This window comes from Synergistaceae bacterium (assembly GCA_031272035.1).
In the GTDB taxonomy this organism is placed as follows: domain Bacteria; phylum Synergistota; class Synergistia; order Synergistales; family Aminobacteriaceae; genus JAISSA01.
The window spans coordinates 1-14,626 of the sequence record JAISUO010000097.1; the positions used below are offsets into that span (position 1 = coordinate 1).

Sequence of the window (14,626 nt, forward strand, 5' to 3'; positions counted from 1 at the left end):
AATATTGTCCTGTGATATTTTAATTAATTTCAGAGCCGGTGTTTCCCGCGCTGCGCCAGCGCCGCCCCTCCGTTTCCATATTTCCGCGAATGATCTCGAAGGCGTCCACCACGTCGGAGTCGAAAAGAACGCCCTTTCCCTTCAGGATAATGCGGCAGGCCTCGGCGTGGGACATTCCACGGCGGTAAACGCGGTCTTCCACCAGAGCGTCATAGGTGTCCACCAGCGCCATGATTCGCCCGGCCAGGGGAATCCCGCCGCCTCGCAGCCCCAGCGGGTAGCCGCTGCCGTCCACGCGTTCATGGTGGGACCTCGCTATGATTTCGGCGTACTGCAGATAGCTCTGAGTCGGCATTCGGGCGTACATATTGGCCAGAATATCCGCGCCGATGACCGCGTGGGTTTTCATGACCTCGAACTCCTCGCGGGTCAGCCGCGCCGGTTTCAGGAGGATGCGGTCGCTGATGGCGATTTTGCCGATATCGTGAAGCGGCGCGGCCCGGGCCATTATCTCCAGTCCGGCCTCCGAAAGTTCGTCGGAAAACAGCCCCATTTTCAACAGCTCCCGACCCAGCATCCAGACGTATTTACCCGTGCGGATGACGTGCCCTCCCGTGTTTTCGTCCCGATATTCGATCATTTCCGCGAAGGAAAGGGCGTAGCTGTCCGATATTTCCCGGACGGTATTTTCCAGGTTCGTCTGATACTCCGCGAAACGCAGGTGCAGGTCCACGCGGTGGAACAGAATTTCCCTGTCCACCGACTTCACGATGAAATCTCTCGCGCCCAGGCGGAGGCCCCGGTCTTCCGTTTCGCTGTCCTCGCTGGAGGTCAGGAAAATAACCGGAATGCTGCTGAGCCAGGGGTTGCTCCTGAGCCGGGAGAGAACCTCGAATCCATCCATGTCGGGCATCGCGATGTCCAGAAGGATCAGGTCCGGCCGGTAGCGGGTGCAGATCTGGAGGGCGATGGCTCCGGATCTCGCCGCCATCACGTCGTACACCGGCGAGAGCTGCGCGTTCATCTGCTCCAGGCAGGCGATGCTGTCGTCGACCACCAGCACCCGTTTCATGAGAACGCCCCCTGAGGATTCAGGAGCGACGGCACGCTGATTTTCAATGTGGCGAACGTTTCAAAATGTTGGTCAAACACGTCCGCCACCCGCGGGTCGAACTCCGTCCCCCGGCCTCTCCGGATGATTTCACGCACCGCCTCCGGCTCCATGGCCGGGCGGTACACCCGATCCGTCACGCAGGCGTCGTACACGTTCACCACGGAGAGAATTCTGCAGCACAGGGGAATTTCGTCCCCAACAAGCCCGCGGGGATAGCCCCGTCCGTCGTAACGCTCGTGGTGTCCCCCCGCCATAACTTCCGCGTATTTCAGGTCCACCCGCTCGGAAAGAGTGCGTTCGTACAGGTTTTGCAGAAATTTTTCGCCTATGATCGTGTGACGCTTCGCCCTTTCGTATTCTTCCTTCGTCAGGGCCCCGGGTTTCAGAAGAATCGTATCGCTTATTCCTATTTTCCCAATATCGTGAAAAGACGCGGCCCGGGTCATGGAGCGGATCGCTTCTTCTCCCAGCTCGCCGGCGTACACCCCGGATTCCCGCATTACACGAGCCAGAATTTCCAGATATTTGCAGGTACGCAGAATATGGCCTCCCGCGTCTCCGTCCCGACACGCCACCAGCTCCGCGAAGGCCACGGTGACGTTGTCCTTCAGGTTTTGGATCGAGTCCGTCAGGTGCGACTGGTATTCGGCAAACCGCAGATGGAGCTCGATTCTGTGGTAAAGGATGTTTTTCCTCACGGGTTTTGTGATGAAATCCACCACCCCCGACTGAAGAGCCCGAATTTCGGTCTCCGAATCGCCGCTGCCCGTCAGAAAGATGACGGGAATCCGGGAGGTTTCCGGGTTCGCCTTCAGCCTGGCCAGAACCTCGAATCCGTCCATTCCGGGCATATCCACGTCCAGAAGAACGAGGTCCGGCTTTTCCTTTTCGCAGATCGCGATCCCCACCTCGCCCGATTTCGCCAGCAGCACGTCGAAACGGTCGCCCAGATGAACGCCGATCTGCTGAAGACTCGCCAGACTGTCGTCCACAGCCAATATTCTCTCCATTATACGTGCCATTTTATCCGTGCAGGCTCCTTTATATTTTTGGCATCAGCCGTCCTGCTTCACCTGTCCTGCTCCAGTTCACGCCTCAGCCTTTCGACAATCGCGTCGTACTCCAGGTTGTCCAGCCGTTCCCGCAGCCAGGGGATGAGGTCCGAACCGGACTCGTACTCATAGCGCCGGAGCTCCTCCATCAGGTCCTCCAGCGCTCCCCCCCGGTAGTGTTCGGCGGCGCTTCGAATTTTCTCCAGAAGGGCTCTGTCGGGCTTTTGCGCCCGCTCCTTCGGCCCGTTCTCCCGAAAGGCCCGGGAAAGCAGGGCGTTCAGCCCCGCAAGCAGCGACTCCGCGGCCTCAATGGTTTTCCCGTTTTCCGCGAGAACCGCTGCAAGATCCCCTTTTTTCGCCGCCCGCTCCAGTCTCGCCGCCATCTGCCCCACCGCCTTCGCCTCAGCGCCGAAACTGCTTCCCTTCAGGCCATGAGCCGCCACGCCGTATTCCGCCAGCTTTCCGCCCTCCACCCGACGCATCTGCTCGATAAAAGCAGGAGTATGTATCGCGTAAGAGCGCAGAACCCGCAAATAAGCGGCCTCGCTCCCGTAGCGCGAGAGCCCCGCGGCAAAGTCCATCCCCTCCAGCTCCGCCGCGGCCAGCAATCCCGGTCCCCGAGGCGTCTCTTTTTCCGCGATCTCCCACTCAGCTCTTTTCATCGCTGAATCCGAGGCGGGCAACGATCTCGCTCAGCTGCCGATAGTTCTCCGCGTGGCCCCTGTAGAGGGTCGAGCGTTCTCCCGGGCGCACCAGCGGGAAAGTCCGGGCCTCCGGTCGGGCGGCATAAGGCGCATCCGCCGTCATGGCCAGCAGGGCGTCGCCGTAAGAGGCGTCCACGCCGATGTGGAGCCGGAGCGCGCGCCCCGTGACGTCCGCCAGAAGCTGCATGAGCTCCGGGACGTTGGACAGGCCCCCCGACACCTCCAGAACGGAGGGAAAGGGCTCCACCTCCTCGATTTTCGCGATGAGGGCCGCCAGTTCGTACCCCAGAGACTCCCACACCGCGGCGGCCATGTCCTTCCCCGTGTGGGAGGCCCGCAGACCCAGAAAGGCCCCCCGGGCGTCCGGCGCGTTGAAGGGCGTGCGGGCCCCGTTCAGATAAGGGATGAAATAAATGCCGGTGGGGCCGGGAGGGACGGATCCTTCCGCGCTCAGACTCCGGCTCCAGTCCACCGTGAGCCCTCCGGAGGCCGTGGCGGCCCCGATTCGCCAGACTCCGGGAAACAGCGACCGGCCCGCCATAAAACCGTCGAGGCGGCGGGGTTCCTTCGTGTTGAAGAGCAGGGAGACGGTGGAGCCGAACACCGCCAGGGCGGACCCCGGCAGGACGGCCCCGGCGGCCATGGCCTCGGCGTTGACGTCGCAGGCGCCGCGCATCACGACGGTCCCCGGGGCAATGCCCGTCTCGGCCGCCGCCCGCTCCGTGACGATGCCCAGAGGCTCCGTGGCCGGCCCCAGAGAGGGGATTTTTTCCGCGTCCAGCCCCTGATCCTCGAAAAACCACAGGGGCGCCGACTCCGTCGTTTCGTCCAGCATCAGCGCGCCGTAAGCCGTCGGCACATCCCAGGAGGCCGCACCGGTGAGCCGGGCGGAGACGAAGTTGCCGCTGGACACGAAATAAGCCGTCCGGGCGTAGACGTCCGGACGGTTCCTTTTGAACCAGAGAATTTTGGGGAGCACGGAATGCGTCGAAAAAGCGCCTCCCAGGCGCTCCCTCAGAAAAGCCTCCCCGTAGCGGGCGTTCAGCTCCGCGACGATGGCCTCGCTGCGCCGGTCGATTCCGTACAGAACGGCGTTGTGAAGGGGTCGGAAATCCCTGTCCACCGGCACGAAGGAGCCGCAGACCGAGCTGACGCACACCGCCCGGGGAGACGGCGCGGCCCGTCCGGAAAAAAGTTCTTCGCATATCGACAGAAAATTCCCCCACCAGACTTTTTCGGCGTCCACCTCGAAGAAGCCCTCCCGGGGGCTCAGCAGGGAAGCGCCGCGTTTGAGGGAAAATCGAACCTGCCCCTCTCCGTCCGCCAGAGTGGCCTTGGCGGAGGAGGTTCCCAGGTCGACGCCGAGATAGAGGCTCATTTTTTCCGAACGATGTTCCGTATCACTTCGGGTTACTTCGGAAGGTTGGTGGCGTCCCGAAGGACCGTCGGCACGTAGTAAGTTCTCCTGCCGCTGGCGGCTTCCTTCGGGTCCTTGCCCTCCACCACGATTTTCTGGACGAGGTCCGCGGCCACCGCGGAGATTTCCTCGAAGGGCTGGGCCACCGTGGCGGTCATCAGGCCCTCGCCGATGCGGCGGAACGTCTCCTGATTGCCGTCGGCTCCGACGATGACGATCTTCTTCCCCTTCACGCGCTCCGTCAGCACGTCGCCGGCGGCGTAGGCCAGCTGGTCGAAGGCGCACCACACGCCGTCGATCTGGTCGCCGAAGCGCGTGGCATAGGTCTCCATGGCGGAACGGGTGTCGTCCATAAAGCGCCCCGTGGCCACGACGCTGTACTCCGCCAGAACCTTTATTCCGGGAAATTCGCTCAGCACCGCGTCCATGACCTTGCCCCGCATACGGCTCCCCTGATGCTTCTCGAACTTGATGACGATGATGTTGCCGTTGCCGCCCAGCGAATCCACCAGATACGTGGACATTTTCGAGCCGATCTCGAAGTTGTCGGACCTGATGTCGGTGACGACGCCTTCCACATAGCCCGTATCGATGGTGATGACGGGGATCTTCGCCGCGAAGAGCTTTTCCAGAGCGGGGCGGATTTCCTGGGGGTGCCCCATGGCCAGAACCACCGCGTCCACCTTCATCTGAAGCAGGTTTTCCAGCTGAGTGGCCTGTGTGTCGATGGATCCCGCCGAGTTCAGCATCACGGACGTCCATCCCTTTTCTTTGGCCAGCTTTTCAAAGGCGTTGGCCACCCGGGCATGAGACTCCGAGGAGAAGTTGGTGGCCACAAACCCCACCTTGACCTCCTTCGCTCCGGCCAGAGACGCCATTCCCAACACCAGAAACAAAACGCACGCCATCACAGAAAATTTTTTCACCTTACATCCCTTCTTCCGATAAAATTTCACTTAGTCAATTAAATAAATTAAATAAATAAATTAAAAAATGCAATTATCCTCCCGCCAGACGCCTGCTCTGCATGGACGTGAGCGCCACGGAAAAGAGGATGATCACGCCTTTCGTGATGTCCTGCTGATAATAGGGGGCTCCGGCCAGGGTCATGCCGTTGTTGATAACCCCGATGATGAGCGCCCCCACGAAGGTTCCGAAGGGGTTTGCCCGGCCCATGGAAAGAACGGTCATCCCCAACAGCGCCGACGCGAAGGCGTCCATCATGAACCCCGCCGCGCCCTCGGGGTTCGCGGACCCCAGCTTGGAGGTGAGCAGAACGCCGGTGAAGGCCGCCCCCACCCCCGTCATGGTCATGGCCAGAACCTTGTAAAAATCGGTGTTCACCCCCGCCATTCTGGCCGCCGTGGGGTTGGCTCCGGTGGCCTGCATGTACTTTCCGGCCTTCGTGCAGGAGACGAAAATCTGGGCCAGAACCACAACCGTCAGCATAATGGCGATGAGAGAGGGCACGGGTCCCACATATCCCCGTCCCAGTCGCAGAAAGCTTTCCGGCATCTGCCCGTAGAACGAAACGCCCTTCGTGTACATATAGACCATGCCCCCGGCGATGATCCCCGAGGCCAGGGTCGTAATCAGCGAGGAAATGCCCACCCGGGTCACAAGCAGCCCCGCCGCGATCCCAAAGGCGGCTCCGACGGCCAGGCAGATCAGCACCGCCGGCAGGGGGGACATGCCACCGAAGATCAGCCCGGCCGCCAGCGCCCCCGACAGGCTCGCCACGTTGGGAAAGGAAAGGTCCAGCTCCCCGACGATCAGGCACATGGTGAACCCCTCGCTGATCACGGTGAGAAGGGCAATCTGATAAAAAATGTTGAGGATATTCTGTAAGTTGGCAAACCCCGGAATAAAGACCAAAAAGACGACTCCGAGGATCATCAGCGCCAGAATGGTCCCGTAGCGCGAAAGTCCTCCCCGGATTTTTTCTCTGTCGGCACTCATGCGACATCCCTCCAAAATTGCGTCCGCGCTTTTCAGCGGATCATGCTGTCCAGGATGCGTTCCCTGTCGTAAGGGGGCGGGTATTCCCCGGAGATCCGCCCCTCTTTCATGACGTAAATACGGTCCGCGATGGCGGTCAGCTCGCGAAGTTCCGAGCTGATGAACCACACTCCGGCCCCGGACGCCGCCATACGGCCCATGATGGAGTAGATTTCGGTCTTGGCGTCCACGTCGATTCCCCGCGTCGGCTCGTCGAAGATCCAGAGCCGGGCCTGAGCCCGGTCCCATTTGCCCACGGATACCTTCTGCTGATTGCCGCCGGAAAGCGTTCGCACCGGCTGAGAAAGGCCAAAGGCTCTGATACCATATTTTTCCAGAATTTCCGAGGCCGTCCTCCCCGCCTGTTTCGCCCTCACGAACCCCCAGGCCGCGTACTGGTCCAGAGTGGGAAAGGTGAGGTTGCAGCCCACGTCCATGTCGGTAATCAGGCCCTCTTCCCGGCGATTTTCGGGGATCATGACGACGCCCCGACGGATGGAGTCTCCGGCGCTTTTCGCGCGAAAGGGTTTTCCGTCCAGGCGGAGAGTTCCCTCGGCGTCCCGGGATCCCAGAAAAACGCTTTTGGCCAGCTCCGTCCGTCCGGCCCCCACCAGTCCGGCGAAGCCCACGATCTCCCCGGCCCGAATGGAGAAGGTCACGTCCCGCACGCCGGCCCGGGGGGCGCTGTATCCCTCCGCGGCAAAGACCTCTTTCCCCGGCGTGGCCGCGAATCGGGGGTACTGATTGCCCAGGTCCCGGGCGATCATGAAGCGGATCAGCCCTTCCTCGTCCGTTTCTCCGGCCCCCAGCGTCGTCACCCTGCGGCCGTTGCGCATGACCGTGACGGTGTCGGCGATGCGCAGCACCTCCGACAGGTGGTGAGAAATGTAGAGAATGGCCCGCCCGTCGTTCCGGAGGTCCTGAATGAGCGAGAAGAGAATTTCGCACTCCGCCACGCTCAGGGGCGCGGTGGGCTCGTCGAAGATGACCACCCGGGGATCCCGAAAAAGAACCTTGAGGATGACCAGCATCTCCTGCTGTCCGCTGCTCAGCTCCGCGGCCGGGCGGGTGAGGTCCACGTTCATCCGGTATTTTTCCAGAAATTTCTGAGATTCTTGGATCATGCGCTTTTTTTGTAAAAATCCGAAAGAAGTGTATTCGAGGCCGAGAAACAAATTTTCATAGCCGGAAAAGTGCGGAATCAGCTCTCTTTCCTGATGGACGACTCCGATGAACTTTCCCGCGGCCCGGGGAGAGGCGAAACGGATGGGGCGGCCCTCCCAGAGCATCGTCCCCGACGAGGGAGGATAAATGCCGGAAAGAACCTTCACCAGCGTGGATTTGCCCGCGCCGTTTTCCCCCACCAGCGCGTGGACCTGTCCCGCTTCGAAGGCAATGTCGAAGCGATCCAGCGCCAGCACGCCGGGAAAGCGTTTCGAAAGTTCCAGAGTTTCGAGGACCGCCATGATTCACGCGGGAATTGACCCGCAAAGGGTTCGGTTCATTTCCAATCCCCTTCCGATCAGACTCCGGATTTTATCGATGCACGAACGCTGCGGGCCTTTTCCATGAAAGCCGCAGCCCTTTCGGGATCCACGGGGTTGAAGGTATCGCCCCCGACCTTGATGCTGGTTCCCATTATAACAGCGTCGCTTTTGTTCAGCATGAGTTCCGCGTTATCGATGCCGACCCCCGTCCCCGCAATGACCGGCACGCCAAAGGAGCCCGCCCGGGCCTGATCCAGATCCTCCGCCGATACAGGGCTTCCCGCCGTCGTGCCGGCCAGACAGACGGCGTCGGCCAGTCCGAACTTCACCGCCCCGGCGGCGATGGCCCTGAGGCTCCGGCCTCCCAGGGGCTCCGTGTGACCGGAGATGTTGGCGAAGACCTTCATTTTCGCGCCTCCCACGCTGCGGCGCAGTCTTTGCAGGCGGCCGGCGTCCGGGTCCACGATCCCCCAGTCCCCCACAAAAACCCAGGAGAGAAAGATTCTTACGTAGTCGGCTCCGGTGGCCAGGCCCACGGCGATGGCGGCCTCGGGATCCGCCAGCACGGAGAGGCCGAAGGGCTTTTTGATTTTGGAGGAAATATCGGAGATCAGCGACGCCATTACCGCCACCGTGGTTTTATCCACGCTGGAGAGATAGGGCCGGTCTCCCTCGTTGCTGAAAGAAATTCCGTCGAATCCCGCCCGGGCCAGAGTTTCCGCGTCTCGCATGGCCGCGGACCGTATTTTTTCGATTCCCCCCTTTTCGTCGTAAAGAGGCGATCCCGGCAGGGGAAGAAAATGAACCATCCCCAGCACCGGTTTTTCCACTCCAAATACCTGCTTCAACACATCCATAAATCGATACCTCCTCAAATTGTGCGGCGCTTATTCGGCGGCCTCGATGGCTTCCAACAGTTTATTGCAGATTTCGGTGTTTTCGTATTCCCCGGGGAAGAGGTCCGAGTGAACGCCCGCCGCGGAAACCGGAATGTCCCGGGCCGTGTGCTGGTTGGTGGTCCAAGTGATTCCCGCCGCGGCATCCGGGGGATTTCCGCCGCCGCCGGCCTCGAAGGACGCCCTCCGCCCCGCCAGTCTGTACAGGGTTCGGGCGTCAGCGGCGGGGTCGAGGGTCATTCCGCCCGTTTCATGATCGCTGGTGACGACGATCAGGGTCTCCGCCGGTCTCGTGTTCATGAAGTCGACGGCCGCCTTTATCGCCTCGTCGAAGGCCAGAGTCTCCAGAATCGCCGCCGCTCCGTCGTTGGAGTGACAGGCGTGGTCGATACGTCCCCCTTCGGTCATGAGGAAAAAGCCCGCCGGGCTGTCCAGCAGACGGATGCCGTACCGCACGAAGTCGGCCAGAGAGGGGCCCTCCGCTCCGTCGATGACGTAAGGCATACAGCCGGGGTTGAAAGTCGAAAGGTTCGGATGAACGAAGAATATTTTGCCGGCGCCGGACCCGCTCTCCGTTGCGCTGCCGGTCAGGGCGTATCCCTTCGACCGGGCGATGTCCCGAAGGTCTCCGTCCGGACCGGAGAGGTCCCGGAAGCTCCCTCCGCCAAAGTATTCGAAATCGCTGTCCGAAAGCTGTTTCCCCAAAAGGTAATACTCGCTCCGGTGGCTGGCGTGACCGTAGAAAACGGCGGGAGTGGCGTCGACGATATACGAGGACGTGACGATGCCGACCTTCATCCCTCTGCGCCGGGCTTTGACGGCAATCGAGTCGAACAGCTCCCCCGTTTCCGTGTTTTTCGAGATGGCGCCGTTCTGCGTTTTATGCCCTGTGGCCAGCGCCGTTCCCGCGGCGGCCGAGTCGGTGAGTTTACCCTCGATGTTGTTTGTGTGGATGAGCCCCTGCGCGGGCAGGGTGTTCATCACCAGAGTCGCCTGGGACGCGTCCGGGTTTCCCTCGGCCTCCAGCCGTCCCCGCAGGTACAACTGAGCGCTTTCCCGCTGAACAGGTCCCATTCCGTCGCCGATGAACAGAAAAACATATCTCGCTCCGGCTTCCGCGCGGGGAGCCGCCAGCAACACCAGCAGGATCGCCGCCGCGAGGAATTTACGCAACACTCGGTTCTTCACCATTGCTTCCGCCTCCTGAGCCTCTGTACGCTACACCTGTTTAAAATATAAAAATGCGCCGAAAGTATAACATTTTTTCGTAAAATAAGGAGTAATACCAATCTGTTTTCAATTTGTTATAAAACCAGGCGGTTGAGCTTACATAAATTATGTCTAAAAAGAATTGCATGGCGTGGGCAGGCATGAGAAAATGAACGGGGGTTCCGGCAGAAAATCGTTGGATGCCGCCCAAATGCGATACAGGGAGTTGTGGATATGAGCAAGGCACTTCCACTCGACAAAAACTACACAGCGTGGCTTCTGGATTTGAAATCCCGCATCCGGCAAAGTCAAATCAAGGCTTCTGTTCGAGTAAACAGCGCTCTGCTCGAACTTTACTGGAGTATCGGGGCAGACATTGTAGCAAAGAAAGCAGAAAGTGTTTGGGGCAGCGGAGTTTTGCGCCGGATCAGTCAGGACCTGAGGGAGGAATTTTCAGATTCTCAAGGTTTTTCTGTGACGAATCTCAAGTATATGAAGATGTTTTTCGTATTTTACTCTAAACGAATGGATCTTCTACACCAGAGTGGCGTAAAATTGGCAGATAGATCGAAGCTGCGGACGCTGCAAATTGGTCACCAAACTGATGACCAAACTGCCAACCCATCAGAAATGAATGACCAATCGTCAGACTTTAGTCACCAGGTTGGTGACCACATCGCGTTTCCTGTATTATTGGGCCTTGTACCCTGGCGTCATCATGTTGAAATTTTCTCTCGCTGCAAATCCATTGAAGAAGCCCTGTTCTACGTCCATGCAACCATTCAAAACGGCTGGAGTCGCGCAATGCTTCAGAACTTTATGGACACCGGTCTGTACGCAAGACAGGGTAAAGCAATAGACAATTTTTCCAAACTGCTGCCTCACCCACAAGGCGACCTGGCCCACGAAATTTTGAAAGACCCTTACAATTTCGATTTCATCACGTTAACGCAGGATTACCGAGAGAAAGAACTGGAGGACGCTCTTACTTCAAACATCACAAAATTTCTTCTGGAATTGGGACAGGGCTTCGCGTACGTGGGAAGGCAAATACCGCTAATCGTGGGAGAGAAAGAATTTTTCATCGATTTGCTTTTTTACCATTTAGAATTGCGCTGCTACATCGTCATTGAGTTGAAAGCCGGGGAATTTCAACCTGAAGATGCTGGACAACTGGCTTTCTACGTGACGGCAGTGAATCATCTGAAAAAGAAAGACAGCGATAACCAAACTGTTGGCATGATAATTTGTCGCACAAAGGACAACATCGTCGCGCAGTACTCTCTGGAAAGCAGCACTCAGCCGATCGGCATCTCCGAATATGAGTTGTCGAGGCTTCTGCCGGAAAACTACAAATCTGCTCTGCCGTCCATAGAGGAAATTGAAAGCAGCCTGAAAACCAGGATTTTGGAAGAGTTAACGTCGTGAAAACCACTGAAATTGCACACAAGGAGAATATAAGAAATGCATCGATGTCGAGGAGCGCAACCTTGACAATTATCTATCCGCAAGGCCGGACACATAGAAACGGATATTCGGGTATAAATTTGAAAAAAGCAGATCAGGAAGGAACGGTATGATGGACCGGAAAAAAACACACGCCGACGCGGCCGCCCGGACGTCCCGGCCGGCGGAGGAGAAAGCGCCGGACTACGCGGCGTATTTCAGGGAATGTCAGGCGCGGATCTCGGAGACGGACTATCCCCAGCGACGGGGACTTTCGGCGGAGGTCGTGAAACGTTTCGGACTTGGGTACGATCCCCGATGGAAAAACCCCAAAGCCCCCTCCGCCCCCACGACGCCGAGGCTCATCATCCCCACCGGCGAGGAAAGCTACACCGCCCGGGACACAAGGGACGACCTGACCGAGCGGCAGAAGGAATTCAGCAAAATGAGGGCCGGAAAAATCCGGGTATTCAACGTCCGGGCGCTGAAAGAGGCGCGAAAGCCCGTTTTTGTGGTGGAAAGCGAAATAGACGCCCTTTCGATCCTTGAGGTCGGAGGGGAAGCCGTCAGCCTGGGCAGCATAGAGTTCGTAACGCGGTTTCTGGGCCTTCTGGAGCGGGAGAAGCCCAAACAGCGGCTCATCATCGCGCTGGACAACGATCCCCGTGGGAACGAAACGGCGCGGGACCTGGCCCGGGGACTTGCGGCTCTGGAGATTCCCTTTTACAGGCACGTCTGGGAGGGTTATAAAGACGCGAACGAGGCGCTTCTGGGGGACAGAGACGCTTTTCGTGAAAAAATTCAGGCCGCGGAGGAGGCCGGACGCAGAGACGAGGAAGCGGAGCGGGAAAACTACCTCCAGACCAGCGCGGCCAGGCACCTTCAGAACTTCATGAGCGATGCGGTCGACGGCCTCGACGCCCTGTTCGCCTCCTTCATTCCCACGGGATTCAAAAAGCTCGACCGCATTCTGGACGGAGGGCTGTTCGAGGGGCTTTACATCCTCGGGGCCACCGGCAGCAACGGCAAGACCTCCTTTGCCCTGCAGATCGCCGACCAGATCGCCCGGGCCGGAAACGACGTTTTGTTTTTCTCTCTGGAGATGAGCCGGTTCGAGCTCATGGCAAAGTCCATCAGTCGGGAGACGTTTCTGGCGGCGTTAAGGACGGACGGCGACATGAAAAAAGCCCGAACCGCCAGAGGCGTGACCACGGGGACGGGGGACGGCGGCAGCCGCGGGCCGGAGGAAAAAAAGATCGTCGAGGCCGCCATGAAAACCTACGGGGAGTACGCGGGACATATTTACATCAGCGAAGGCATGGGCGACACGGGAACAGAGCAGATACGGGAGGAGACGGAGAAGCATTTTTCCTTCACCGGCAACAGGCCGGTGGTGCTGATCGACTGTCTTCAAATTCTCGCGCCCGGCGACTCCGGCACGACGGATAAGCAAAATATGGACAAGGCCGCGATAGATCTGAAACGCATCAGCCGGGATTTCAGAATCCCCGTTCTGGGGATAGCCAGCTTCAATCGCGTCAAATACGGGGAGGCCGCGACCATGGAGGCTTTTGGAGAGTCCGAGGCCCTGGAGTACAGCTCGGACGTGGTGACGGGCCTGCAGCTCAGGGGCGCGGGAGAGAAAAATTTCGACCCGGACAGGGCAAAGGACAGGGATCTCCGCGAGATGGAACTCGTCATCCTGAAGAACCGCAACGGACCGGCGGGAAAGCGAATCGATTTCGAGTACTACCCGCTCTTCAATTATTTCAGGGAGACGGGAGACCAGACCGCGGCGCCTCTTCTGGATCAAAAAATATGAACTACCTGAAAGGGAGCCTGAACAGTGTGTTTGCGTTCATTCATCAGTAAAGATTTACATAAACTAACGCTTTTAGGGGCGTAAATTTTGTCAGACGAAGCAGGATCGGGAGGAAGATCGATAATGGGAAATATCTGCGTCAGACCCGCCGTTGAGGCCGATGTTCCGGTCATTCTGAAGTTTATTCGGGAGCTGGCCGAGTACGAAAAACTGCTTGATCAGATGGTTGCCACAGAGGACAGCCTGCGGAACTGGCTGTTCCAACAGAAAAAAGCCGAGGCCCTCATGGCCGAATGGGATGGACAGGCCGTGGGTTACGCCCTGTTTTTTCACAATTTTTCCACCTTTTTGGGACGAGGTGGAATCTACCTCGAAGACCTGTACGTGCGCCCCTCCGCGCGGAGAAAAGGCATCGGGCGCCGTCTGCTGAGGGCCGTCGCCGCCATCGCCAGAGAGCGTCGCTGCGGGCGGCTGGAATGGAGCTGTCTGAACTGGAACAAACCGAGTATAGAGTTCTACCTGTCCCTCGGCGCGAAGCCCCTGGACGAATGGACCATCTACCGGCTCACCGGCGAAGGGATAGACCGGCTGGCCGGCAGCACGTCCGAATAAAAATTTACGCCGTCCAGAGGGCGTTGCAGTATCCTACTCCAAAGGGGCCTTCATAGGAAAAAACCGTGATGGTTCCTGATTTTTCGAGTTTTCCGCAGAGGCCCAGCATGGCCAGCACGGAGCGCATACCGCATTCCCCGGCGTCCTCCAGTTCATCCGGGCTCAGATCGAACAGCGGGCGCGGGCTGAAGGAGGACAGCGAATCCACCACCGCCCGGTCGAACTTTTTTCCGGCGGGGCTGTAGCCGGAGGGAGCGTCAGGGGTCAGACGGTGCGACAGGTCCCCGCTGGCCAGAAGCGCCCATTTCGCTCCGTCCTCGAAGGACGCCAGAGCCTCTCCCAGCTTCAGGGCCCCCTCTATGTCCAGCCCGATGGGAGAGGCCAGAACGACGGGGGGCAGCTCCTCACCCCAGGCGCGGCTCAGAAAGTACAGCGGCACCAAAGCCCCCTGATCCCGGGTCAGGTCGGGTCTGTCCGCCCCTTCGCGGACTTTCGTTCCCATCCCGGTCAGGTGTTTCACGAACCCCGGCAGTCTCTCCAGAGGCGTCGAAAGCTCCAACAGCGGTCTCGGGACGCCGAAAAGCGCCAGAGAACCCTTCGGATGGGGCGCGGCGTTGAGAAAAAGCGCCCCCGGCGCATAGGGCTGGTGAGGGGACAAAAGCAGCAGAACATCCGGTTTTTGGTCCACAACACGTTTCATCAGGCGATCCACCCCTTCGAGGGTGCCCGCCGCTTCTCTTTCCCGCCCCCCGCCTACGCCCGGCACGATAATGGGCGGATGGGGCATCAGAGCTGACCAGATCCACGACATACGGCTTCACCTCCGGCATTTTTGCGATGTTCCTATTTTAACGCCTCGGGTAACCTGT

Annotated in this window: 13 protein-coding genes; 3 read left to right on the forward strand and 10 right to left on the reverse strand. The window is 59.2% G+C overall.

Annotated features, from left to right (window positions below):
• Positions 1–19: 19 nt before the first annotated feature.
• The 9 genes from LBR61_11320 to LBR61_11360 all read right to left on the reverse strand — a co-directional run bounded on the left by LBR61_11320 (position 20) and on the right by LBR61_11360 (position 9,859).
• Positions 20–1,072 carry a response regulator gene (locus LBR61_11320; protein MDR1732671.1) on the reverse strand — a complete coding sequence of 351 codons (1,053 nt, stop codon included), beginning with the start codon at positions 1,070–1,072 and terminating at the stop codon, positions 20–22.
• The gene (locus tag LBR61_11325) at positions 1,069–2,136 is read right to left on the reverse strand and encodes a response regulator (GenBank protein MDR1732672.1); all 1,068 of its coding nucleotides are present in this window, start codon (positions 2,134–2,136) and stop codon (positions 1,069–1,071) included. Before LBR61_11325 ends, LBR61_11320 begins: the two co-directional genes overlap by 4 nt.
• A gap of 47 nt (positions 2,137–2,183) precedes the next feature.
• The gene (locus LBR61_11330; GenBank protein ID MDR1732673.1) at positions 2,184–2,828 is read right to left on the reverse strand and encodes a hypothetical protein; all 645 of its coding nucleotides are present in this window, start codon (positions 2,826–2,828) and stop codon (positions 2,184–2,186) included.
• Entirely contained in the window at positions 2,815–4,248 is a 1,434-nt protein-coding gene (locus LBR61_11335) for a hypothetical protein (protein ID MDR1732674.1), read from the reverse strand. The genes LBR61_11330 and LBR61_11335 overlap by 14 nt, the downstream gene beginning before the upstream one ends.
• Before the next feature lie 32 nt (positions 4,249–4,280).
• Positions 4,281–5,213: a sugar ABC transporter substrate-binding protein gene (locus tag LBR61_11340; GenBank protein MDR1732675.1), complete on the reverse strand. Its 933-nt coding sequence runs from the start codon at positions 5,211–5,213 to the stop codon at positions 4,281–4,283.
• Positions 5,214–5,286: 73 nt separating this feature from the next.
• Entirely contained in the window at positions 5,287–6,246 is a 960-nt protein-coding gene (locus LBR61_11345; protein MDR1732676.1) for an ABC transporter permease, read from the reverse strand.
• Positions 6,247–6,278: 32 nt separating this feature from the next.
• Positions 6,279–7,751 (reverse strand): sugar ABC transporter ATP-binding protein, encoded by a 1,473-nt coding sequence (locus LBR61_11350; protein ID MDR1732677.1) that lies wholly within the window; start codon positions 7,749–7,751, stop codon positions 6,279–6,281.
• A 56-nt stretch (positions 7,752–7,807) separates the two neighbouring features.
• Positions 7,808–8,629: a BtpA/SgcQ family protein gene (locus LBR61_11355; GenBank protein MDR1732678.1), complete on the reverse strand. Its 822-nt coding sequence runs from the start codon at positions 8,627–8,629 to the stop codon at positions 7,808–7,810.
• Positions 8,630–8,659: 30 nt separating this feature from the next.
• Positions 8,660–9,859 (reverse strand): alkaline phosphatase, encoded by a 1,200-nt coding sequence (locus LBR61_11360; protein MDR1732679.1) that lies wholly within the window; start codon positions 9,857–9,859, stop codon positions 8,660–8,662.
• Between the two features lie 252 nt (positions 9,860–10,111).
• On the opposite strand from LBR61_11360, the gene LBR61_11365 reads away from it, so the two are divergent.
• From LBR61_11365 to LBR61_11375, 3 genes are all read left to right on the forward strand, one after another.
• Positions 10,112–11,305: a PDDEXK nuclease domain-containing protein gene (locus LBR61_11365; protein ID MDR1732680.1), complete on the forward strand. Its 1,194-nt coding sequence runs from the start codon at positions 10,112–10,114 to the stop codon at positions 11,303–11,305.
• Between the two features lie 148 nt (positions 11,306–11,453).
• Positions 11,454–13,145 carry a toprim domain-containing protein gene (locus LBR61_11370; protein ID MDR1732681.1) on the forward strand — a complete coding sequence of 564 codons (1,692 nt, stop codon included), beginning with the start codon at positions 11,454–11,456 and terminating at the stop codon, positions 13,143–13,145.
• Positions 13,146–13,268: 123 nt separating this feature from the next.
• On the forward strand, positions 13,269–13,757 hold the full coding sequence (locus tag LBR61_11375; GenBank protein ID MDR1732682.1) for a GNAT family N-acetyltransferase: 489 nt from the start codon (positions 13,269–13,271) through the stop codon (positions 13,755–13,757).
• Between the two features lie 4 nt (positions 13,758–13,761).
• Here LBR61_11375 and LBR61_11380 read toward each other — a convergent pair whose 3' ends face one another.
• Positions 13,762–14,568, reverse strand: coding sequence for a hypothetical protein (locus LBR61_11380; protein ID MDR1732683.1), 807 nt, complete (start codon positions 14,566–14,568; stop codon positions 13,762–13,764).
• Positions 14,569–14,626 lie beyond the last annotated feature (58 nt).